Origin of the sequence: Alteromonas sp. NFXS44 (genome assembly GCF_040148705.1) — a bacterium.
GTDB lineage: Bacteria > Pseudomonadota > Gammaproteobacteria > Enterobacterales > Alteromonadaceae > Alteromonas.
Map to the genome: position 1 here is coordinate 593,494 of NZ_JAGDEA010000005.1, position 23,477 is coordinate 616,970.

23 protein-coding genes are annotated in these 23,477 nt (G+C 49.2%); 11 read left to right on the plus strand and 12 right to left on the minus strand.

The genetic code is table 11. The annotated features are described in order from the left end of the window. Positions 1–154 precede the first annotated feature (154 nt). The 5 genes from J3369_RS07920 to J3369_RS07940 all read left to right on the plus strand — a co-directional run bounded on the left by J3369_RS07920 (position 155) and on the right by J3369_RS07940 (position 5,043). Complete coding sequence (locus tag J3369_RS07920; RefSeq protein ID WP_349585585.1) at positions 155–484, plus strand: MliC family protein; 330 nt, start codon at positions 155–157, stop codon at positions 482–484. A 217-nt stretch (positions 485–701) separates the two neighbouring features. After that, complete coding sequence (locus J3369_RS07925; RefSeq protein WP_349585587.1) at positions 702–2,294, plus strand: DUF4331 domain-containing protein; 1,593 nt, start codon at positions 702–704, stop codon at positions 2,292–2,294. Between the two features lie 7 nt (positions 2,295–2,301). Next, positions 2,302–2,784 carry an Ig-like domain-containing protein gene (locus tag J3369_RS07930; protein WP_349585589.1) on the plus strand — a complete coding sequence of 161 codons (483 nt, stop codon included), beginning with the start codon at positions 2,302–2,304 and terminating at the stop codon, positions 2,782–2,784. A gap of 43 nt (positions 2,785–2,827) precedes the next feature. Next, a complete protein-coding gene (locus tag J3369_RS07935) occupies positions 2,828–3,880 on the plus strand; it encodes a hypothetical protein (RefSeq protein WP_349585591.1) in 1,053 nt (350 codons plus the stop codon). A gap of 11 nt (positions 3,881–3,891) precedes the next feature. Further along, positions 3,892–5,043, plus strand: a complete 1,152-nt coding sequence (locus tag J3369_RS07940; protein WP_349585593.1) for a HupE/UreJ family protein — start codon at positions 3,892–3,894, stop codon at positions 5,041–5,043. A gap of 117 nt (positions 5,044–5,160) precedes the next feature. Here the strand turns inward: J3369_RS07940 and J3369_RS07945 are convergent, their stop codons facing one another. The 4 genes from J3369_RS07945 to J3369_RS07960 form a co-directional block, all read right to left on the minus strand. Then, positions 5,161–7,971: a bifunctional aconitate hydratase 2/2-methylisocitrate dehydratase gene (locus tag J3369_RS07945; RefSeq protein WP_349585595.1), complete on the minus strand. Its 2,811-nt coding sequence runs from the start codon at positions 7,969–7,971 to the stop codon at positions 5,161–5,163. 377 nt (positions 7,972–8,348) lie between these two features. Beyond that, positions 8,349–9,674 carry an ATP-binding protein gene (locus J3369_RS07950; RefSeq protein WP_349585597.1) on the minus strand — a complete coding sequence of 442 codons (1,326 nt, stop codon included), beginning with the start codon at positions 9,672–9,674 and terminating at the stop codon, positions 8,349–8,351. Further along, positions 9,671–10,345, minus strand: a complete 675-nt coding sequence (locus J3369_RS07955) for a response regulator transcription factor (RefSeq protein ID WP_303574633.1) — start codon at positions 10,343–10,345, stop codon at positions 9,671–9,673. Before J3369_RS07955 ends, J3369_RS07950 begins: the two co-directional genes overlap by 4 nt. A 5-nt stretch (positions 10,346–10,350) precedes the next feature. Next, positions 10,351–10,623 carry a PepSY domain-containing protein gene (locus J3369_RS07960; protein WP_303574632.1) on the minus strand — a complete coding sequence of 91 codons (273 nt, stop codon included), beginning with the start codon at positions 10,621–10,623 and terminating at the stop codon, positions 10,351–10,353. A gap of 341 nt (positions 10,624–10,964) precedes the next feature. Here J3369_RS07960 and J3369_RS07965 point away from each other — a divergent pair, with 341 nt between their 5' ends. Continuing rightward, positions 10,965–11,432, plus strand: a complete 468-nt coding sequence (locus J3369_RS07965; protein ID WP_349585600.1) for a pyridoxamine 5'-phosphate oxidase family protein — start codon at positions 10,965–10,967, stop codon at positions 11,430–11,432. 64 nt (positions 11,433–11,496) lie between these two features. Here the strand turns inward: J3369_RS07965 and J3369_RS07970 are convergent, their stop codons facing one another. Genes J3369_RS07970 through J3369_RS08000 form a run of 7 tightly spaced genes read right to left on the minus strand, consistent with a single transcriptional unit; the run spans position 11,497 to position 18,442 of the window. Beyond that, complete coding sequence (locus tag J3369_RS07970) at positions 11,497–11,796, minus strand: YciI family protein (protein WP_349585602.1); 300 nt, start codon at positions 11,794–11,796, stop codon at positions 11,497–11,499. A 13-nt stretch (positions 11,797–11,809) separates the two neighbouring features. Beyond that, on the minus strand, positions 11,810–12,616 hold the full coding sequence (gene trpA, locus J3369_RS07975; protein WP_303574628.1) for a tryptophan synthase subunit alpha: 807 nt from the start codon (positions 12,614–12,616) through the stop codon (positions 11,810–11,812). Next, the gene (gene trpB, locus J3369_RS07980) at positions 12,603–13,796 is read right to left on the minus strand and encodes a tryptophan synthase subunit beta (RefSeq protein WP_349585604.1); all 1,194 of its coding nucleotides are present in this window, start codon (positions 13,794–13,796) and stop codon (positions 12,603–12,605) included. Before trpB ends, trpA begins: the two co-directional genes overlap by 14 nt. 22 nt (positions 13,797–13,818) lie before the next feature. Next, positions 13,819–15,216 (minus strand): bifunctional indole-3-glycerol-phosphate synthase TrpC/phosphoribosylanthranilate isomerase TrpF, encoded by a 1,398-nt coding sequence (trpCF, locus tag J3369_RS07985; protein WP_349585606.1) that lies wholly within the window; start codon positions 15,214–15,216, stop codon positions 13,819–13,821. Next, a complete protein-coding gene (gene trpD / locus J3369_RS07990; protein WP_119500896.1) occupies positions 15,209–16,243 on the minus strand; it encodes an anthranilate phosphoribosyltransferase in 1,035 nt (344 codons plus the stop codon). Before trpD ends, trpCF begins: the two co-directional genes overlap by 8 nt. After that, positions 16,236–16,850, minus strand: coding sequence for an aminodeoxychorismate/anthranilate synthase component II (locus J3369_RS07995; RefSeq protein WP_303574624.1), 615 nt, complete (start codon positions 16,848–16,850; stop codon positions 16,236–16,238). The genes trpD and J3369_RS07995 overlap by 8 nt, the downstream gene beginning before the upstream one ends. Before the next feature lie 2 nt (positions 16,851–16,852). Beyond that, positions 16,853–18,442, minus strand: a complete 1,590-nt coding sequence (locus J3369_RS08000; RefSeq protein WP_349585609.1) for an anthranilate synthase component 1 — start codon at positions 18,440–18,442, stop codon at positions 16,853–16,855. Between the two features lie 267 nt (positions 18,443–18,709). Here J3369_RS08000 and J3369_RS08005 point away from each other — a divergent pair, with 267 nt between their 5' ends. From J3369_RS08005 to rluB, 5 genes are read left to right on the plus strand one after another with little or no spacing between them, the layout of a single operon-like run. Further along, on the plus strand, positions 18,710–19,555 hold the full coding sequence (locus tag J3369_RS08005; RefSeq protein WP_349585611.1) for a PHP domain-containing protein: 846 nt from the start codon (positions 18,710–18,712) through the stop codon (positions 19,553–19,555). 12 nt (positions 19,556–19,567) lie between these two features. After that, entirely contained in the window at positions 19,568–20,188 is a 621-nt protein-coding gene (locus J3369_RS08010; RefSeq protein WP_349585613.1) for an L-threonylcarbamoyladenylate synthase, read from the plus strand. A gap of 32 nt (positions 20,189–20,220) precedes the next feature. After that, complete coding sequence (locus tag J3369_RS08015) at positions 20,221–21,054, plus strand: segregation and condensation protein A (protein ID WP_303574621.1); 834 nt, start codon at positions 20,221–20,223, stop codon at positions 21,052–21,054. After that, positions 21,041–21,676 (plus strand): SMC-Scp complex subunit ScpB, encoded by a 636-nt coding sequence (gene scpB / locus J3369_RS08020; RefSeq protein WP_349585615.1) that lies wholly within the window; start codon positions 21,041–21,043, stop codon positions 21,674–21,676. Before J3369_RS08015 ends, scpB begins: the two co-directional genes overlap by 14 nt. Continuing rightward, positions 21,669–22,550, plus strand: coding sequence for a 23S rRNA pseudouridine(2605) synthase RluB (gene rluB, locus J3369_RS08025; protein WP_303574620.1), 882 nt, complete (start codon positions 21,669–21,671; stop codon positions 22,548–22,550). Before scpB ends, rluB begins: the two co-directional genes overlap by 8 nt. Here the strand turns inward: rluB and J3369_RS08030 are convergent. Beyond that, positions 22,529–23,311 (minus strand): type 2 periplasmic-binding domain-containing protein, encoded by a 783-nt coding sequence (locus J3369_RS08030; RefSeq protein ID WP_349585617.1) that lies wholly within the window; start codon positions 23,309–23,311, stop codon positions 22,529–22,531. The two genes, rluB and J3369_RS08030, sit on opposite strands and share 22 nt — an antisense overlap. Between the last annotated feature and the right edge of the window lie 166 nt (positions 23,312–23,477).

Here is a 23,477-nt window from a genome sequence, read left to right on the forward strand (position 1 = left end):
TTTAATCGGCCAGGTTGAGCCATACTAGATGAAAATGCAGGACGGGCACAGTCGTATACTCAATTCGTCACCCTGTATGCATAGATAGCAAGTGTTCTGCAACGGCTCAAGTCGGTTGCGGTCAACACAGGGAAACTAACGTCAGGAGAAATTAGTGAAGCAAAAAGCGCTAATTCATGGCATAGCGATGTCAGCCAGTATTCTTTTTCTTACCGCATGTGACAGTGGCGGGCAGGAGGAAACCATCGCCGGACACCCTTACCAATATGACTGTGGCGATGCCGGTGCGGTGATTTTTCAGGTTGACGGCAACGATACTGCCATTCTGCAGATTGGAGCAAATGCCATGGTGCTGACGCCCGGTATCAGTGCCTCGGGTGCGAAATATACGGGTAACAGTGTGGTGTTCTGGAGCAAAGGTAAAGAAGCGACGCTCACCCTCAGTGATGAGGAATATCTTTGTGCACGGGTTGAAGGGGAATGAATCAGGCAGTGTGATGACAAGAAAAAGTAGGCAATAAGTATTTAAATTATCTCAATGCTGAAATAAATAAACCCGCTTTTCCAGGCAGGAACTTAATTAATGGCTCATAATATTTACAAAGTTTTTTCATTTTTTTTATAAAAAGACTGATTTAGTTGCATCTGATTAGCCAGCACGTCCGTATGGCTAGATGTTCACTCACGAAAAAGGTTAAATTATGTCCAAGTTCACGCCACTCACTCTTGCCGTCTCAGCGTCGTTGATTGCCGGTCTTTCTGCTACAGCACTAGCTTCAAGCCACCGGGAGGCTCCGGCTATTACCCGTGCCCCTACCGTCGATGCTACAGATTTTTATATGTTTAACAGTTACGAATCTGGCAGAGATGGGTATGTCACGTTGATAGCCAATTACATTCCGTTACAGGATGCGTACGGCGGGCCAAACTATTTTTCAATGGATCCGGATGCGGTATATGCAATTCACATTGATAACGATGGCGACGCGATGGAGGACATTACTCTCGCATTTCAGTTCAGTGCCATGCTAGCTGCAGATAATGAAGGTGTTGCTCTGCCGGTTGGTCCTGAAGGCGATCAGAAGATGATCAAAGTGCCTCTGAAAAATATCGGGCCGGTCAGTGCTGACGATCAAAGCAATGCTAACTTTTCTGAGCATTACACAATGACATGGGTTAGTGGTAACGCCCGCACCGGTGAAAGAACATCACTGACACCATCTTCTGCAGCAATGTTTTCTAAACCACTTGACTATATTGGTGATAAAACTTTCACCAGCTCAAGTGAATATGAGCGTTACGCAGGGCAGTACGTGTATGATTTCGCGGTACCGGGCTGCGATAACCCTGGTAAAGTCTTTGTTGGACAGAGAAAAGACCCGTTTGTTGTTAACCTCGGAGATACTTTTGACCTGGTGAATTACGTTCCAGTTGAAGGAGACAGTGCACCCGGTGCAGGTGACGGAGATGGTTTTCCGGGAGGGATCACTCAAAGCGAAGATAATGATGATCTCGCTGACAAGAACGTGACCTCTATCGCTGTTGAAATCCCGGCCGCTTGTATTACAGGAGACGGCAACGGAACAGTGGGCGCATGGACTACAGCCAGCCTGCCACAGGCCAGGATCCTGAATCCAAATGCAACGTTCGAAAAGCCATCAGCTGCTGGTGGAGCGATGACACAGGTATCACGTCTGGGTAGCCCGTTAGTCAATGAACTGGTAATAGGGCTTGGCGATAAAGATAAATTTAACAGTTCACATCCGTCTGCAGACGGACAATTTGCTGATTATGTGACCAATCCGGTATTGCCTGAATTGCTTAATATCCTGTTCCTTGATGCCGTTAATACTACCCTGGGCACAGATCTGGAAACTCTCGCACCAACTAATTTTCCGCGTAATGATTTAGTCACTGCGTTTCTCACCGGCTTTCCGGGAGTAAATCAGCAAGCTACGGTAACAGCGTCGGAAATGCTGCGTCTGAATACGGGTATTCCGGCAACACCAGCCGGTGAACAGTCTGCCTTTGGCGTTGCCGGTGATGATCTTGCCGGTTTTCCAAACGGCCGGCGTCCGGGTGATGACGTAGTTGATATCGCACTTCGCGTGGTAATGGGGGCATTATGTTATCCCATTCCAGTGAATGGTGAGTCGACTGACTTAGGTCTTTGTACTTCAGAAGATGCAAGTGTTGGAAACGTACCCTTTACCGATGGTGCTCCGGTAGACGCTTCCATGACCATGTCTGGTTTTCCTTATCTTGCAACCCCAATCTCTGGCTCAGCGGAATAAAGGAATCATGATGAAACATCTATATTTAGTCGCAGTCACAGGCATCATTCTCAGCGGCTGCAGCGATGACGATGATACCAATTATGCTCCTGAGGTCATATCAGAAGACTTTACCACCACGGTGGATACATCATTTTCTGATACGCTCACAGCATCTGACGCTAACGGCGATACGCTCGTTTACTCGTTGGACGGATCACCGGCCAACGGTAGTGTGGAAGTCGTTGATAACGGCAGCTTTACATTCACACCAGATGCTGAATTTACCGGTGAAGACAGTTTTACGTTTACTGTCAGTGACGGTGTCAATGACCCCGTGAGCGGTACAATTGGTATTATTGTTGAAGCGGAGAACGTGATGGTTTCTACCTATGTCCGTTCCGCATTCAGTCAGCCGGCAACCGGAACCCCGCTTCCTGTAAATGGCAGAGTGTTTGAAAACGATTCGGATGATCCCGCAGCGTTCGATGATCTATTGACGGATTACTGATAACCGCGAGGCCAGGGACGGCCTGTTGTCACGGGGAAAAATATTGAAAATCTTCTTTTGCACACTAGTTGCTACTTTTGTCGTTTGGGCGGGAGAAACATCTGCAGTCCGCGCAGATATTTTCTATCCGGACGACAGAACTGTGATAGCAAGTTGGGAAGCCGGGCCGGAAGAAAAGCCAGAGCTATCTTCGTTAAAAAAATCACTGGATGAAGCGAGATCGCTTAACGGTTCAGGATTAGCGCTTCGACGCATAATTCGTTTAACAAATGCAATAATAAGCTCAGGAAACTTTGAGCCGGAAATGTTGTTGTTTAAGGCAAGGTTGCAGCAACATCAACATGCTTTCATTGATGCTGCTTCAACAATCAGGCAGTACACTGAGAAGTACGGAAAAACACCTTCTGCGCAGTTATTACAAGCGACTATTGCAATCAATCTCGGAAAATCTGATGAGGCTGAAGCTGCCTGCCGGTCTCTTGCCGGAACCGGGGAACCTGCCTTGTCTGCAATTTGTTTACTGGATATACGCTCGCAGCAATCTCCCGATTTAGATGATTACAAAAAGCTTGAACAGTTACATCAATATTCCGGTGTGGCCACATCCGCAACACTTGATGGATGGCTCAGAGAAATTCTGGCTTCTTTGGCGCTTGAACTTAACCGCCCGGAAGAGGCCAGTGCATGGCTTGATAATGTCGATTTTAATCAGGTTCCGTTGAGTCGTGTTGCGCTTTGGGCTGATATTCAGCTTGCACTGGATCAACCGGATAGAGTTCTCAACACGCTATCCCCCATTATTAATGATCCGGATAATGTAGATGATGCAATTATGCTCAGACTTGCGCAGGCAGAAAAACTAAGTAAAAACGGAACGCTGTGGACGGAAGCTATGGCACAGCGCGTGGCTATGCGCGCCTGGCGTGACGATGGCGTTCATGCGGCGCAACTTGCACGATATTATCTTGATATTCAACCTGATCCCCTGAAAGCTCTGAAGTATGCGCGTCTGAATTGGGAGCACGGGAAAACCCGGGCCGATAAGATACTATTGGAACGCGCCGTTGACAGCCAGATTGAATCAGAAGAAAAATAACCGGAGCAGGCATGTTTTTGTTGTCGTTTTATCGCGTTAGTGATTTTGTTACCAACCGTGCATTCGGGTTGATGATTTTGTCATTCCTGATGATAACCGTTCCGGAGGGGGTGAAAGCCCATGAACTCAGCAACGGATATATTACTTTGAATGGAGACAATACACAGAAGTTTAGCGGGCGACTTTCTCTTATGCCATATGATCTCGAGATTGAGATGAAACTGGATGAGAATTTTGATGGCAAACTTGTCTGGCATGAAGTAAAAGAAGCTCAACCTGATCTGCATGCCTACGCAGCAGCTGTTTTGCAATTTACTCAGGGTAGTGCAGCCTGTTCGCCGGTATTTCATGAAGTAGCAATGGAATTGATATCTGGCGAAGCCCTGATAGCTATTCCATTCACAATCGACTGCCCCTATTACACCGATGTTTCAGTGGATTATCAGGGGATGTTTGAGCAGGATGACACCCATCAAACATTGTTCAGTGCGGCTATAGGTGGAGAAAGTCATACTGATGTGTTTACGAATGAACATAGGCAAGTGACACTGTCAGCGGCGTCCGGCGCTTCCGTGTGGCAAACCATCACTACTTTTGTGTATCAGGGCATTATTCATATCTGGATTGGTATTGACCATATTTTGTTTTTGTTAGCTACTTTGCTGACTGTTAATCTGGTAAGAAAAAACAATCAATGGCAGGGCGAATTGAGTAAAGTTAAAGTACTTAAATCTACGTTCTGGCTTGTAACTGCATTTACCGTTGCCCATTCTGTTACGTTGACAACGACTGCCCTTGGCTGGTATCACCCTCCCGGTCGCTGGGTGGAATTTGGTATTGCAATATCAGTGATGCTGACGGCAATCAATAACATCTGGCCTGTTATACACCGGCTGACCATTGTTACTTTCGCTTTCGGGTTAATTCACGGGATGGGCTTCGCAAGTGTGTTCGGGGAACTGCAAGCTGATGCACAGAGTCCTTTGCTAGCTATTGCTTCATTTAATATTGGTGTAGAGCTCGGTCAACTCGTCGTTGTATTATTACTGCTGCCGTTGCTTCTGGCATTAAGACATATGCGATTGTATGCTTCTGCTGTCATGCCTTTAGCTTCATCAGTTATTGCTCTGATTGCGCTCAACTGGGCAGTTCAGCGGTTTTGAGTTTTGTTAATACCTGTCACTCCCACGGGCTGAAGCTCTGCTAAAACCTGCAACAGAGCATCCTGAAAAAAAGCCCCGACAAAGTCAGGGCTTCTTAACAGGCTTAAGAACCGTTAATTAAACGTTCTTAACCGCTACGTCTGCTTCAAACTTAGGCTTAACAGCCAGGTCTTCTGAAGGCGGAGCAAACTTAGTCAGGTCGATGCCTGCAACAGCCTGCTTGTACTCTTCATTAGTCGGGAAGCGACCCAGTACCGTAGACAGTACTACCAGCGGCGTTGAGCCCAGCAGTGATTCACCTTTCTTCTCGCTTGTATCAGCAACAACACGGCCCTGGAACAAACGGGTAGAAGTAGCAATTACCGTGTCACCAGGTTCAGCTTTTTCCTGGTTACCCATACACAGGTTACATCCCGGACGCTCAAGGTACAGAATGTTTTCGTACTTAGTACGTGCTGCTTCTTTTGGCTTGGCATCGTCGAATTCGAAACCGGCGTATTTTGCCAGGATTTCCCAGTCGCCTTCTGCTTTCAGCTCATCAACAATGTTGTACGTTGGCGGAGCAACAACCAGCGGTGCTTTAAAGCTTACCGAACCGTTCAGCTTCTCCAGGTTACGCAGCATTTGTGCAATGATTTGCATGTCGCCTTTGTGAACCATACAAGAACCTACGAAGCCCAGGTCAACTGGCTTGCCGTCGTAGTAAGAAACCGGACGGATAACGTCGTGGGTGTAACGCTTAGACACGTCTTCGTTGTTTACGTCCGGGTCAGCAATCATTGGCTCATCGATTTGGTCCAGGTCAACAACGACTTCTGCGTAGTACTTAGCATTGTCATCCGGTGCCAGTGCAGGCTCTTCGCCAGACTCGATTTCAGCAATACGCTTGTCTGCCAGGTCGATAAGACCTTGCAGCATGTTCGCTTCATTATCCATGCCCTTGTTGATCATGATCTGGATACGGCTCTTCGCCAGTTCCAGTGATGCAATCATGGTCTCGTTGTCAGAGATACAGATTGAAGCTTTCGCCTTCATCTCAGCAGTCCAGTCAGTGAACGTAAATGCCTGGTCAGCCAGCAGGGTACCGATTTGAACTTCGATAACACGGCCCTGGAACACGTTTTCACCGGAGAATTGCTTCAGCATTTGTGCCTGAGTAGCGTGAACCACATCACGGAAGTCCATGTGTTCTTTCATGCTGCCTTTAAAGGTCACTTTTACAGACTGCGGAATTGGCATTGCTGCTTCACCCGTTGCCAGTGCCAGTGCAACAGTACCTGAGTCAGCACCGAAAGCGACACCTTTTGACATACGGGTATGTGAGTCACCACCAATGATGATTGCGCGGTCGTCTACAGTGATGTCGTTAAGCACTTTGTGAATAACGTCAGTCATTGAGTGGTAAACGCCTTTAGGATCACGGGCTGTGATAACACCAAAGTTGTTCATGAAAGACATCAGTTTAGGAATGTTAGCCTGAGCTTTCTTATCCCATACTGATGCAGTGTGACAGCCAGACTGATACGCACCGTCAACCAGCGGAGAAATCGTTGATGCAGCCATCGATTCCAGTTCCTGACAGGTCATCGGGCCTGTGGTGTCCTGCGAACCAACGATGTTAACTTTTACACGTACATCTGAACCGGCATGCAGAGGAGAATCTGAATTCACACCTACCGCGTTACGGTTAAAGATTTTCTCAACAGCAGTCAGACCCTGACCTTCATGAGAGATTTCTTTTGCAGCTGCATAGACTTCCGGTGCTTTAACACCCAGCGTTTCTGCCGCGAAAGTTTGTAACTTCTTACCAAACACAACCGCGTAAGAACCACCGGCTTTCATGAACTCCATTTTTTGAGGAGTGAATGAAGCAGAAACGTCAGCCAGTTCTTCAGAACCGTTGTACAGTTTCTTCGCTTTGGTATCGATGGTCAGTACAGTACCGGTTGCAACAGAATATGCTTCTTCCAGCACAGGGTCGCCATTTGCGTCACGAACCACTTCGCCGTTTTCGTCAGTTTTCTTAACCCAGTTTTTAAGGTCAAGACCGATACCACCGGTTACGTCAACGGTAGTCAGGAAGATAGGTGCAATACCGTTAGTACCTGCAACGATTGGTGCTTTGTTGACGAAAGGAATGTAAGGGCTGGTTGGCTCACCGGCCCACAGAGCCACGTTGTTAACACCGGACATACGTGAAGAACCTACACCCATGGTGCCTTTTTCAGCAATCAGCATGACTTTAGCGTTAGGGTGTTTTTTGCCCAGCTCAACGATTTCCTGTTGTGCTTCAGGCGTAATCATACACTGGCCGTGCAGTTCACGGTCGGCACGGGAGTGCGCCTGGTTGCCGGGAGAAAGCAGGTCAGTAGAGATATCACCTTCAGCAGCGATGTAGGTAACCACTTCGATTTTCTCTGGTACCGCAGGCAGCTTAGTGAAAAATTCTGCTTTCGCGTAGCTTTCCAGAATCTCTTTAACGATTGGGTTGCCTGCTTTATAAGCCGCTTCAAGACGCTCGGTGTCTGCGTCGTACATATAAACCTGTGTTTTCAGCACTTCTGCTGCTGGTTTGGCAACTGATTCGTCATCAGATAACGCCAGGTCCAGTAATACTTCTACAGAAGGACCACCTTTCATGTGAGAAAGCAATTCAAATGCAAACTCAGGTGTGATTTCTTTTACTTTTTCTTCGCCAAGAACAATTTCTTTCAGGAATTGTGCTTTAACACCGGCCGCGCTGGTGGTGCCGGGCAGGGTGTTATAGATAAAGAATTTTAAAGAGTCTTCACGGTGCTCATTTGCTGTGTCTTTGATTTGAGCAATGATTTCTGACAGCAGATCAGCACTGTCTATTGGCTTCGGGTTAAGACCTAGTTCCGTTTTACGGGTTTCGATCTCTGCCAGATATTCTGAATACAAACTCATAATTTTCTCTCGGTCTTGGTTCACTCGGGCGTAGAATTAAGACGGTCTTAGCTATACGCGTATAAAAATGAGGGACATATTAACTGATTTTTAGTGATTACGTAATGACAGAAAGTGACCTGGGGGTGTCATGCAACATGCTTATGTAAAACAGATGTTGCATGTCGATTTTTGGTTTCTTTGTTTATGATTTGCGATTTATAAATTAATTATAAAAATCATTAGTTTATGGAATTCAGATAAATGTGATTTACGGTGACGCGTCAGATTGGTTTTACCATTGAGGATAAATTATAGTGTTGCATTTATGGTAAGCATTCATGATGGTTATGGTTGTACCAGATTGAAAAGTAAACATAACGCACAACAAACTGTAATTACACAGGAAATGACAATGTTACCGCTGCGCCGCCCAGCGTACTGTCTGTAATATCCAGCCTGCCTTCATAAATAGCAACGAGATCGGCAACGACAGCCATGCCAATCCCCTGGCCTTCCGAATAGGTGTCCAGACGCTCGCCCCGTTCAAGCAGCGCGTCTTTCTGATCCGGGGGGATGCCCGGCCCGTCATCTTCTATACGGATATGACTCCAGCCCTCTTCCTGCTCAAGGGTGAGAAGTACCGTTGCGCTGGCTGCTTTACAGGCGTTGTCCAAAAGGTTGCCCATCATTTCCATCAAATCAGTTTCATCGCCCTTGAACTGACAACCGGTATCACCTGCCATGTTTATGTTAAGTGAACGGTCACGATGCACTTTTTCCATTGCATTAAGTAGTTTTTGCGCCAGCGGAGCTACCGTGACACTGGCTTGCCAGCCGGCTTTGGCTGCTGCGGCCCGTTTCAGCTGGCGTTGGATGATATTGTTGATTTGCGTCAGTGATTCATGGGCATCATCGGGAAGATTATTGGTGCCCATAGCAACAGCCAGCGGCGTTTTCAGGCTGTGAGCCAAATCACCGAGACTATTCTTATAGCGACTACGTTGCTGGGCTTCTGCTTCAAGCAACCGGTTAATGCTGTTTTTTAGCGGGGTAAACTCTTTCGGATAATGGCGGGTGAGTGCACCCTGGCGTCCGCTGGCTGTCAGCCGTATTTCATTGATCAGCTCCCGCACAGGATTTAACACGAAAGTAATGCCCGCGATGATCAATACAAGGAGTCCGGCAGCGAGCAGGAGCAACCACTTCCACAATGTACCGGTGAATGCGTCCCGCTCAAGATTGAATTCCTGACGGCTGTTCATAATGTAAAAATGAACAGGTTCGAAGCTTTCAGCGGCAGCGAATTCTGCTGTAAACGCATAGCTGAAATAGCTGCCGGTGTTACTGAGTGCGCCCCGGTCTTCGGTGATAAATTCTTCATCGCCGGTTGCGGGTGCGGGCAGTGTAGCGATCACCTCATTGTGTAACGCTGAAGCCGATTTCCAGACCACTTTATTTCGGAAAACGATAATGCCGATGTAGCCTGAATCCGGCAAATTAAGCTGCTCTTCGTACAACAGTTCCGGCATGTAAGGCACATCACCGTCCAGTTCAAAGGCAGAGACCAGTGCCAGGTTCATCAGCTTTAATTCGTTGTGCTTCGCCTGGGTGAGACTTTCCGTATAGGCTTTGTCCAGTGTCAGCACGGTCACCGGAATAAAAATAGCCAGCGCAAGCAGTGCCAGAAGAGCACTGCGAAGACGAAGAGACAGACGGGTCATAGATCTCTGTTCAGGCGGTAGCCGCGGCCACGAAGTGTTTCAATAGGTTTCAGTGTGCCGTCAGGATCAAGTTTCTTCCTCAGACGTCCTACAAATACCTCAATCACGTTACTGTCTAAATCGAAGTCCTGATCGTAAATGTGTTCTGTCAGTTCTGTTTTCGACACAATCTTCTGCGGATTCAGCATCAGGTATTCCATGACCTTGTACTCGTACGCCGTGAGGTCCAGGCGAACGTCGTTCAGAGTAATTTCTTCGGCAACTGTGTCCAGGCATACCGGACCAAACTGAATAGACGGATTTGCCTGACCGGAAGCGCGGCGGATCAAAGCTTTTACTCTGGCCAGTAACTCTTCATTGTGAAATGGCTTGGTGAGGTAGTCATCAGCACCGGCATCCAGACCTTCTACCTTTTCCTGCCAGCGGTCTCTGGCAGTCAGGATCAGCACCGGTGTACGAACATCATTCTGACGGGCTTTACGTATTACGTCGAATCCGTCAATACCCGGCAGACCAATATCAATGACAGCTAAATCGTAATTATATTCCTGAAGCTGATATAAGGCGTTATTACCATTGTCTGCGAGGTCCACGCTGTAGCCGTTTTGCTGTAGCAAAGCATCTAACTGGGTTAGCAGACGACTGTCGTCTTCGGCAATTAATAAGCGCATTTGTCTTAATTATCCTTGTCCGTTGCCGGCTGAACTTTACCGGTTTTCTTGTCTACATCCACCGACACCACACGTCCATTTTTTTTCAGCACTTTCACGCGGTATTTGGTACGGGTTTGATCGACCCGCAATACACGACCTTTTTCATGTTGTTGTGCTTTTGTCGCGGCCTGACTGCGATCTATCTGTTGCGCCTGCTCCTGAACGGCAGCGGCCTGCTGCGATAGCGAAGCTATGAGCAGTAACACAGTCAGAAACAGGGTTTTAACGATATTCATACAGCCTCAGGATGGTGCTCAGGACACGGTGTCCGGCATTCTCTAATTTTCGTATCCTAGCATAACCGTTATAAATGAACATTGGCTGAATCGAATCTGACTTTTGTTAACTGCTGCAAATTCATTATGTTAATCCCTGTCCGCCACAGGAGCTCATACCGCCTCAAGGTAAACTTTACAGAGAATGAGACATATCAGTCTGTTCCTTAAGTGAACCCAATCAAGAAAGGTACATTTAATCAATGGGTTAATAAGATATCTTCGTCTGGCATAGCTACTGCAGTGGATATCAGGTGTTGAATTAAAGATCTTTGCAGAAGAACGTAAAACGAGGAGATAAAATGACATCTGATGATATTCGTACCCGCATGTGGAAAGCGTTGTCGGACAGCCCTAATGTAATGTTGAGCCTTGATGCCAGCCGGGATCACGCTGAACCTATGCACGCCATTCTTGACGAAAAAGCTAACAGCGAATTCTGGTTTTACACAACTAAAACTAACCGTGCAGCGTCCGGAGGACCGGCTATGGCGCAGTTTTCCAGTAAGGGGCATGATGTGTTTGCCTGCATCCGGGGTACGCTGGTGGAAGAGACACGCAAGGAAATTATTGATAAATACTGGTCGAATCCGGTATCTGCATGGTTTGAAGGCGGAAAAGACGACCCGGCCCTGAAGATGATGCGGTTCGAATTAAAGGATGCAGAGATCTGGCTTGCAGAGCCCGGATTTAAAGGCGTATTTAAGTTACTTACCGGAAAGAAAGTCGATCCGGAGGAAATGGGCGAGCACGAGAGAGTAAACCTATAATGGCAAGTGCACCAATAAATAAAAAACGGGAGCCGCCGTCTCCCGTTTTTGTTTCCGTAACCGGTTACGGCAATACTTTCTTGTAGGGTTTTACCACTACGTTGTCATAGACGCGGGCTTCCACATACGGGTCGGCTTCAGCCCAGGCTTGCGCGGTTTCCACTGAGTCAAATTCAGCGACAACCAGAGAACCGGTGAATCCGGCAGGACCGGGATCTTCACTGTCGATAGCAGGGAAGGGGCCGGCAATCAGCAAGCGGCCTTCGTCTTTTAACGCATTCAGACGTGCCAGGTGAGCAGGGCGGGCGGCCAGGCGCTTTTCCAAACTGTTTTCCACATCTGTTGCACAAATCATATAGAACATCGTATTTCTTCCCTTATTTTTCCGTAGCGGCTTTCATGCCGGTAACAAAGGCATCAAGTGCGCTGAGCATGGCCGGCACATCATCTAAATGTTTGGCAATGATGTTAACGGTAGCAGAACCACTGATTGCGCCAGCAGCGCCGGCTTTGATGGCTGTCGACACCTGCTCCGGTGTTGAAATACCAAAGCCGAGAATTGGCGGTGCACATGCATAATCCGATAATTTGGCAATTAATGACTCTGCCGGGATATCTGCAGCGGTTTCCACACCGGTAACACCAGCACGGCCTAATAAGTAAGTGTAGCCGCGTGAGTGTTCACCAATCTGCGATAAGGTTTCTTCTGTTGCATTAGGCGGCGCGATGAGAATTTGGGCAACGCCGGTTTCATTGGCTACGTCAATAAAGGGTTTAGCTTCGCGAAGCGGTACATCCGCTACCAGAATTGAATCAACGCCGGCATCGTGTGCCTGCTGATAAAAAGCTTTGATCCCTTTGGCCATCACCAGGTTGCTGTATAACAACAATCCCATAGGCACATCGGGGTATTTTGCTCTGACGCGGGACAGCATCTCAAAGCAGGCATCCGGTGTAACGCCGTTGCCAAGGGCACGAATACTTGCAGCCTGAATTGTCGGGCCATCAGCAATGGGATCTGAGTAGGGAATACCCAGTTCAAGAGCGTCTGCACCGCTTTCAATCAACTGACAAATAATTTTTTCAGACGTGTCGATATCCGGATCGCCAATCATGACGAAAGGAACAAACGCACCGCGATTCCCAGCGTTCAGCCGGCCGAACATATCACTATAGCGATCCATTAAAATCTTCTCCCAGAATCTTGATCACGTGTCCAAGGTCTTTGTCGCCGCGACCCGATAAATTCACCACGATAATGGTTTCTTCTTCTGCCTCGTCCGCCATGTTGAGCGCATGGGCCAGCGCGTGGGAAGACTCAAGCGCCGGTATGATACCTTCTTTGCGGGCTAGCAACTGGAAGGCATTCAGCGCTTCTTCATCAGTAACTGCAACATATTCAGCGCGACCGGTATCCGCAAGATAGGCATGCTGAGGACCAACAGCAGGGTAGTCCAGACCGGCAGATACCGAGTAGCTTTCTTCAATCTGGCCTTGCTTGTCCTGCATAATATACGTGTATGCACCGTGCAGAATGCCTTTCGAACCGGTACAAATGGTGGCACCGTGTTCTTTGGTGTGCAGACCTTTACCTGCAGGCTCGACACCGATTAGCTTCACAGAAGGTTCGTCGATGAAGTCAGCAAACATGCCGATAGCATTCGAGCCGCCGCCAACACAGGCGACCACGGCATCCGGTAATCTGCCTTCTTTTTCCATGATCTGTGCACGGGTTTCTTCACCAATCATGCGGTGGAATTCACGTACGATATGCGGGAACGGGTGAGGGCCGGCCGCGGTACCCAGCAGATAGTGCGCTTTGTCGTAATTGGCAGACCAGTCACGGAGTGCTTCGTTAACCGCATCTTTCAGTGTGCCTGAACCAGCATTCACTGGAATGACTTCTGCACCCATTAAACGCATACGGAACACGTTTGGTGCCTGACGCTCAACATCTTTCGCACCCATGTAAATGCGGCATTTCAGACCCAGCAGTGCACAGGCAAGTGCTGTCGCCGTACCGTGCTGACCGGCACCGGTTTCGGCAATGACTTCGGTTTTGCCCATACGCTTAGTCAGCAGTGCCTGACCCAATACCTGGTTGGTTTTGTGCGCACCGCCATGCAGTAAATCTTCACGCTTCAGATACAGCTTAACCTTGGGGTTTGTTACCAGATTGCGCGTCAGTGTCATCGCCGTAGGACGACCTGCATAATCTTTTAGCAGTGCCGAAAACTCTTCCTGAAATGCCGGATCTTCTTTGGCATCAATAAATTCTTTCTCGAGTTGGTCTAGCGCGGGAATAAGCAATTCGGGCACGTACATGCCCCCGAAATCCCCGAATTTTGATTCAAGTTGGTTCATGAATAATCCTGTTGATCATCAATTAATAGCGTCGTGCTGTTGCGAACAGCGCCGCCAGCTTTTCAGCAGATTTTTGTGCCGGAGCATCTTCTACTCCGGAATTTACGTCTATGGTGCCCGCGCCGGTTTCGAGCGCAGCGACCAGGTTACCGGCATGAATGCCGCCGGCAACGATGAGTTTTTTCTTGTCTGTCACATTGTCCAGCAGTGACCAGTCGAATGACTGTCCCGTACCGCCTTTTTCCGTACCTACCTGACAATCCAGCAGTACGCGATCTGTTACGGTTTCGCCCAACAAATCGCTGAGGTGCGGCGGTAAGTCCCCGGATACGCCAACCGCCTGCCAAATCTGGCATTCAGCAGGCAGTGCCGCCCGCAATGTCTGGCGGAAAGCCGTATCTTCGCTACCGTGTAACTGAACGGCAAACAGGCTAAGTGTAAGCGCGGCGCTGACAATATCATCCACAGGCTGGTCGACAAATACGCCCACATAACGGCACGGCACTGTCTCAGTAATCGTGTGCGCCTGCTCCTGCGTTACACAACGTTTGGACTTTTCTGCGAAGATGAGACCGCCATAGTTTGCGCCGCCGTCAAACGCAGCTTTAGCGTCTTCTGCACGGGACAGGCCACATACTTTGATGTCGCCGTAAATGAGAGCGCGCACCGCTTCGGGTAAGTCTTTTTGTGCCATCAGTGCACTGCCGACCAGAAAGCCCTGGCATAGCGGCGCTAAGCGGCGTACATCCTGGTGGGTGTAAATACCGGATTCAGAAATCACAACGAAATCATGACTTGCCTTGTCCAGCATAGGGATCAGTTTTTCGCTGGTGGCGAGGTCGGTAGACAAATCCCGCAGATCACGGTTATTAATGCCGATGATTTTCGCTTGCAGCGCGATGGCGCGGTGCATTTCTTCTTCGTTACTGACTTCGGTAAGAATATCCAGCGCCAGGCTGTCAGCCAGGCTGGCGAGATTGCGGTAAGTGTCGTCGTCCAGCACGCTCAGCATCAGCAAAATAGCATCAGCGTTATAATGACGGGCCAGATAAACCTGATACTCGTTAACAAAGAAGTCTTTGTTCAGTACCGGTTGCGACACCCGCTCAGTCACATAAGCCAGATAGTCATAACTGCCCTGAAAATACTTTTCATCAGTCAGCACTGAAATGCCTGCTGCGTAAGGTTTATAAGCGGCAAGAATTTCGTCGAGGTCGAATACAGGGCGAATGAGCCCTTTTGACGGCGATGCCTTTTTACATTCAAAAATAAACCCGGCATCCGGCTGACTTAATGCATCGAACAAGCTTTTATTTGAAGGTGTCAGTGAATCTTTAAACGTGGCTAACGGCATTGCTGCCATACGTGCTTCTAACTCCACACGTTTATCGGCGACGATGCGCTCTAACACATTACTCATCGTTACTGCTCTCCTGATGACTGATTTTTGCCACGGCGTTAAGCGTGGTTAACGGTTTGCCCTGTTTCATGGCTTCCATGGCCATTTCCGCACCGTCTTTGAATGTGGTCACGGTGTCGGTAAGTTTCAACAGCGCGCCGCAATTCATTGCGATGGCGGCCCGGTGTGCTTCCTGACCTTCGCCGGCCAGAGCGGCTTCCACCATTTTGCGGTTTTCATCCGGTTCACCGCCGGCTATGGCCTCAAGAGGATAAGAAGGTAAGCCGAAGTCTGAAGGCGTCACGGTCAGTGTGCGTAAATCACCATGCTCTAGGTCGATGATGTGAGATTCGCCGTGCAGAGCCAGTTCGTCCAGTCCGTCACCATGAACAATCATGGCACGGTGCTGACCGAGCAGCATTAACGTGCGGGCATAAGGTTCAAGAAGCTCCGGAGAATACACACCGAATAAACCATGGGTAGGGCCGGCAGGGTTTGCCAGCGGCCCCAGAATGTTGAAAATGGTGCGGGTTTTCAGTGCTGCGCGGATGGGCGCAGCGTGACGCATGCCGGAATGATAAACCGGTGCGAACAGAAAGCAGAAGTTCGCATCGTCCAGACATTGTCTTGCTGTCTCAGGGCTGATTTCCAGATTAATACCGAACTGTCTGAATATATCAGCAGAGCCGGATTTACTGGAAACACTGCGGTTACCGTGTTTGGCGACTTTTACGCCGCAACTGGCGGCTACTACACCCGCCGCACTGGAAATATTAATGGTGTTATGTCCGTCACCGCCGGTGCCGACAATATCCGCAAACGGATAGTCCGGCGTGGGGAAAGGCAGCGCGTTTGACACCATGGCACTGGCAGCACCGGCGATTTCATTGGGGGATTCGCCGTTCAGCTTTAATGCGGTAAGCACAGTTGCCAGAATCAGATCAGGTTGTTCGCCATGCATAATGCTGTTAAATAAAGCAAAAGACTGCGCCTGACTCAGATGCTCTTTAGCAAATAACAGGTCCAGCAGGGGAGAGGCATCATACATGTTCCAACTCCTTGTCGGTTAAATAATGAATACTTTGCAGTAGTAAACGGCTTCCGTCTGCGGTGAGAATTGACTCAGGGTGAAACTGGAAACCAAGCATTTTATCTTCGGGGTGATAGACCGCCATGGTGGTGTCCCCAAAACTGGCAATGGTTTCTAACCCTGCCGGTAATGATGTAGCCACAAGAGAATGATAACGGGCCACATGCAGCGGGTTAGCCAGACCTGAAAACATGGCCTCGCCGGAGTGACTGACGGGCGATGATTTGCCGTGCATTACCTCTCTGGCCCTGTCGACCACGCCGCCGTAATGACTCACGATAGCCTGGTGACCTAAGCATATACCCAATACCGGAAAAACACCCTGTACCTTTTTAATCAGTGCGGGCATGCAACCGGCTTCATGGGGTGCTCCCGGACCCGGCGACAATAACAGCAATACCGGCGCTTTTTCTGCTTCCTGCTGCATGCGGGTGAACAGCATGTCCGCATCTACCGTGTTACGGTACACAATGATGTGTAAATCCAGTGCCCGGAGCTCGTCAACCAGGTTATAGGTGAAGGAGTCTACATTATCGAGCAGAAAAACGGTGATTTTATCTTTCATGATCAGGCTCCCTGTTTCAAAGAGCGGCGAACCGCGTTGATGACAGCCTGCGCTTTGGTGCGGGTTTCATTGGCTTCAGACTGGGGATCTGAGTCGTAAACCACACCGGCGCCTGCCTGAATATAGGCACGGTCGTTTTTCACAAACGCTGAGCGGATAACAATACAGGTATCCATATCGCCGTTTCCGTTTAAGTAGCCCACAGCGCCGCCATAGCTTCCCCGGCGTTTCTTTTCAACCTGGCGGATTAATGTGGCCGCACTGACTTTCGGTGCGCCGACCAGGGTGCCCATGTTCATGCAGGCCTGATAAGCATGGAGCGCATCCAGATCGTCACGCAACTGACCCACGACACGGGAAACCAGGTGCATCACATGAGAGTAGCGGTCTACTTTCAGCAGGTCTTTCACAAAACGGGTGCCCGGACGGCTTACTTTCGCCACATCGTTACGGGCCAGGTCGACTAACATAATGTGTTCGGCTTTCTCTTTGTCATCTTCACGCAAATTCAGTTCAATGCGGCTGTCCAAATCCGGATCGATTTCACCATTCGCCCGTTTGCCTCTGGGGCGTGTACCGGCGATGGGGTAAATTTCCACCTGATTCGATGATTTCTCGTATTTGATTGCCGACTCAGGTGACGCGCCGAATATAGTAAAGTCTGCATCCTGCATATAAAACATATAAGGACTTGGATTACTGATTTTTAATTGAGCGTAGGCGGTTAACGGGTCGGGACAAGGTAAGGAGAAAGTGCGGGAAGGTACAACCTGAAAAATGTCACCGGAAAGGATATTGGCTTTTAAGTCGACAACATCCTGCTTATAGGTTTCATCGTCTTTGTCGACATCCACATCCATAGCATCCTGTGCCCCTGGCGGGGTAGTGGCAGTGCTCGCAGGTATATCTGTGAGTCTGGCCTGCAGCCGCTCCAGTCGCTGTGCCACATCAAAATAACTTTGCGCCACGTTAGGGCCGCTGAATACGCTGCCGATTAAACGGGTCTGGCGGGTTTGATGATCGACTGTGAGTAAGGTCTCTGCCAGATAGAATACAAAGTCCGGACAGTCATTTTCGCCATCGGGTACATCAGGCAGATTTTCAAACGTGGCCAGCAGATCATAAGCAAATACACCACCCAGAAAGACGGCGTGTGGATGCTGCCGGATTGGCGTGATTTTCTGAACCAGTAATCGCAGGGCGTCGAATACGCTGGCCGCTTTCAGCCGGCTGTCTTCATCCAGGGCATCATCCGCGGCGTGGCAGGTGAGCGTTACCGTTGCACCGTCTCTGACAACACTGGTGTTGTCCGGGCGCTGCGCTTCAATCAGCGGTAATACCGATTCGCCGTTGGGGGTCAGTGCAGTGCAGATAACCTGATTACCTTTGCACACAAGGCGCATCGCGGCATCTACCATCAGCAGGCTTTGCAAGTCGTCCTTGCTGTCAATTTCTGCTGATTCTAACAACAGTGCATTTGATTTTCCGGCACAAAGGTGGGCAAAGGCGGCTAACGGATCGTTCAGGTAGGTACCTGACTGTTCGATTGTTTCCACTTTGCCGGGCTGGGTGCCCAGTTCCGCTAAACTCATTGTCGCATTTTCTCCAACTGCGATTAAAAAAAAAGGCCCGTTAAACGGGCCTTTATTGTGTTCATTTACGCACTCACGCGTACACCGCCCGTTACTTCAGGGAGTGCCACCACCAAACTGCTTTTACTAAAGTGCTGATTGACAATTGATTACGCATGATTTCTCTGTCATAAACTTCGATAGGCATCGAAGGCGTTAGTACGTATAATATGCCCTATAGAAGAAAACAAAAACGAAGTTGTGTCAACCGTAAATGTGCATAAGACATTGAAAATCGATCTACATAGTCATACAAAATTTTCTGACGGCCATTTAACGCCGGAAGAGCTGGTGCTTCGCGCGCACACCATGCAGGTGGATGTGCTGGCCATTACCGACCATGATACCCTCGACGGATTACCGCTTGCCCATCAAACCCAGGCAAAGCAAAAGCGTGCGATGACGATCATTAACGGCGTTGAAATCTCCACCGCCTGGCACGGGTTCGATATTCATATCGTCGGCTTAAATGTGGATGTGGAAGATGCATCACTCAACAGTTTTCTGGCTGAGCAAAGTGCAATACGCAAGGAACGTGCGGTTAAAATTGGTGAAAAGCTGGAAAAGTGCGGGTTTGACGGTGTGCTTGAAAAAGCATTGAATCTTACCGGAGTCGGGCAGGTGACCCGTGCACACTTTGCACGCGTATTAGTGAATGAATATGGTGTTGCTACCATGGATGCCGCCTTTAAAAAGTACCTTGGAAAAGGAAAACGGGCCGCCGTTAAGGCTGTATGGCCGGGCATGGAACAAGCCATATCTCATATTCGTGCTGCCGGTGGTCAGGCTGTACTTGCTCATCCCGCCCACTATGACATAACGGCAAAATGGTTGCGCCGTCTGGTCAATGATTTTGCACATCACGGTGGACAGGCCATCGAAACGGCTTTTCCCGGTATTAATCCTGACAAGCAAAAGCTTATCAACGAGCTTGCCAGCGAGCACAATCTTTTGGCTTCGGCGGGTTCTGATTTTCACTTCCCGTCCAGGTGGACAGAATTGGGGCGTAATTTAGGTATTGCTTCTCACCTCAAGCCAGTCTGGCATGACTGGGCACTGCCAGCACATCAGTAACAGGACATTGTAATGAGTCAATTTTTCTATATTCATCCTGAAAATCCACAGCAGCGATTATTAAATCAGGCTGTGGAGTTAATACGTCAGGGCGAGGTGGTGGTGTATCCCACTGATTCCGGCTACGCCATTGGCTGCCAGATGGAAGACAAAAAAGCGCTGGAGCGCCTTTGCCAGATAAGGCAAATCGAACACGATCACAACTTCACTCTGATGTGCCGTGATATGTCCGAATTATCGTTTTATGCCAAAGTGGATAACACCGCCTTCCGGCAAATAAAAAACAACACACCCGGCCCGTATACCTTTATTTTTAAGGCCACCCGTGAGGTTCCCCGCCGGTTACAAAACCCCAAGCGGAAGACCATCGGGATCCGTGTGCCGGATAACGTGATTGCACTTAAGTTGCTGGAAACCCTTAATGAACCGCTGATGTCCACATCGTTGATCCTGCCGGGTAAACAAATGGCAGAGTCTGATCCAGATGAAATCCGCGACAGGCTGGAAAAACAGGTAGGATTGATTATTCATGGCGGGTATCTTGGTGAAGATCCCACCACCATTGTCGATTTCTCTGAAGGCAATGCGGAAGTGATCAGGGAAGGCAGTGGCGACCCGTCACCGTTCCTGTAAAACAATCATAGCACGGACGAACAGCACGTAAGATGACAGACGAACAAACGCCGGCGGCAGTAAGCGACCCCGTTCAGCAACCTTTGCCACTGGCGTTTATCAATGGTGAAGCGGTCATTGAAAAGCCGTCAGATCTGTACATTCCCCCTGATGCACTGGAAGTCATTCTGGAAACCTTTGAAGGCCCGTTGGACCTTCTTCTGTATCTTATCCGCAAACAGAAATTTGAAATCGTAACCTTACCTGTGGCAGACATTACGGCGCAGTACATGGAGTATGTAGAGGTTATGAAAACATTGAAGCTGGAATTAGCTGCCGAATATTTGCTGATGGCAGCGATTCTGGCTGAAATAAAATCACGGTTACTGCTACCAAGGCGAAGCGATGAACCGGAAGACGAAGAAGACCCCAGAGCGGAACTTATCCGCCGGTTAAGAGAATACGAAGCCGTTAAAGAAGCTGCACAATCGCTGGATGAACAACCCCGTATGGAGCGGGATGTGTTTGCTGTGAAGGCAGATGTGGCTCTGAGTGTGCAACCGGTGCGGATAGAGCCGGATGTGTCTCTCCAGGAGCTTGTGCTGGCATTCAGCCATGCCATGAAGCGGGCTGCCGCGTTTGAACATCATACAATTGAGCGGGAGGCGCTGAGTACCCGTGAGCGCATGAGCCAGATTTTGGCTATGGTAAACAGTGAGACCTACACACCGCTGGATGCGTTATTCACGCCGGAAGAAGGCAGAGCAGGTGTGGTGGTGTCTTTTCTGGCGATTCTGGAATTAGTAAAAGAACAGCTTTTATTGTGCGTTCAGACAGGACCATTTGCCAGAATTCATGTAAAATTGGGCCGTCATGAAGAAGATTAATAAAGTCCAGCTTAAGCAACTGGTCGAGGCCGCACTGTTTGTTGCCGATGCGCCTATGACTAAACTGGCACTGCGTGAGTCTGTGCTGGCTGAATTTACAGTCAGTGAAAGGGCGCTGAACGAGGTGCTCAAAGAGCTGGTGCTGGACTATCAGCCCAGAGGAATTCAACTGGTTGAAGTGGCCAGCGGATACCGCTTTCAGTCACTGGACAGCTTAAGCCCCTGGCTGAGCCGCATGTGGCAGGAAAACGCGCCCCGTTATTCCCGCGCAATGTTGGAAACGCTGGCGTTAATTGCTTACCGTCAACCCATAACCCGCGGCGAAATTGAAGCGGTGCGCGGGGTGGCAGTCAGCAGTAATATTATCCGTACCCTAACAGAAAGAGACTGGATCAAAGTGGTAGGGCACAAAGAAGTGCCGGGCAAACCGTCGTTATATGCCACTACCAGACAGTTTCTGGATTATTTTTCGTTAAAGTCGTTGGCCGATTTACCCGGATCTGAGGTTTTTGAAGGGCTTGAAGACAACGAACAGCCGCCTGCGACGGCTACACTGGAGGCACCGTCTGACGACGACCGTGCGATTGAAACCGCTGAACAAAAGCGAGAAGAAAATGAGTGAAAAGTTGCAAAAAGTCCTGGCTAACCAGGGACTGGGCTCCCGCCGTGAAATGGAACGGTGGATAGAAGCCGGAAGGGTATCGGTAGATGGCAAAATGGCGACACTGGGCGACCGTGTTGAACCCGGCCAGCAAATCCGTGTAGACGGTCATCTGTTATCCCGTCAGGCAGAAAAACCGGTATGCCGTGTATTGATGTATAACAAGCCGGAAGGTGAATTATGCAGCCGTCACGATCCTGAAGGCCGCCCCACAGTATTTGACCGTCTGCCTGCTATCCGCGTGGGACGCTGGATTGCCGTAGGCCGGCTGGATATCAATACCAGTGGCCTGTTATTGTTCACCAATGACGGTGAACTGGCAAACCGCTTAATGCACCCTAAATGTGAAGTAGAACGTGAGTATGCTGTACGCGTATTCGGTGAAGTGTCCGGTAAAACCCTGAACACGCTGACCAAAGGGGTTGAACTGGAAGATGGTCTGGCGCGGTTTACTGAAATCAAAGCCCGTTCTAAGCCTGCCGGTGAAGAAGATAGCATGAACCGCTGGTATAACGTGACGTTGTCTGAAGGCCGTAACCGAGAGGTACGTCGCTTGTGGGAGTCTCAGGAAATGCAGGTCAGCCGTCTCGTTCGCGTGCGCTACGGACCGGTGGAGTTGCAAAAGCGTTTACCGCAGGGTGCCTGGGTAGAGCTGCCGCTGGAGCAGTTAAATGCCCTTCGTAAACTGGTGCAACTGGACGATGAAACACAAACGCTGGTGGATGTAAGACAGGGTAAACTGGATCATGCCCGCCTTACCCGTATGCGCCGCTCGGTGAAAAAACACCGTACACGGCAGTCTCATCAACGTAATCAGTCAGCCAGCTCTGACTGACGGGAAGGGCGTTTCTTTAGACAGGCACGCCCGTTATCAATACCGTGCCGGCGGGCAACCTGAGCAATCAGCCCGCGGTGCGTTTTGAGAAATTCATCTAATTTTTCCAGCATCGCCGGATACTGCTCACTGGAAATCCGCAGGCTCTCTTTCTTATCCTGAATATGTGCTGATGCCACAATGCGTTTACCTGACAGCTTCAGTGCTGCAGTTGCATCATTCAGCTGTTCGCTGTCTGTGATAATGGCATCAACTTCACCATCAACCAGCGCTTTTACCAGGTGTGTCGGGTCAGAGAATGACACTATTTTTGTGTAGCCTTTACGTTCCTGTTCTAACCAGTCACTGGAAACCGGCTGATCTTCAATAATACCCAGTGCAGTCACGTCGGGAATTCGCATCCATTGATTTTCAGGCAACACACGGGTGATTTCACAAATACCGACCACAGGCTGACTGTAAAACAGCGTGCCGTCTGTGGCAGACCAGCGGGGATGATCCGGAAAGCGGAAATCAATCGTGTTTTCTTTAAACCACTGATCGTACGCGTCGCCCTGAAGGGGCACATATTCCAGTTCGAAGCCCTCTTCAAGAGCAAATGCTGTCATCACAGCATCGAGTACCGGTTGATATTTGCCACCGTTCACCGGGTGGACCTGTCTGCCTGAACTGTCTTCAACACCTACAAAGAAAGTGTCTTTCGCCGCAAAAGCCTGACCTGAAAGCAATACGGCAGCGAGAAGAGTGATAGCGCGTCGCATCGTATTCGTCCTGTTCACTTAAACTTTAGTCGTAGTACAAGCCTATCAATGCATTTGCCTTTGCACGATAAGACCGTTGGCATGCAAGTATTAAAACCAATACCTGAAGAAAGTGAAGTAATCTGTATTCAATGTCTTAGCGTAGACAAGGTGAATTCATAAAACA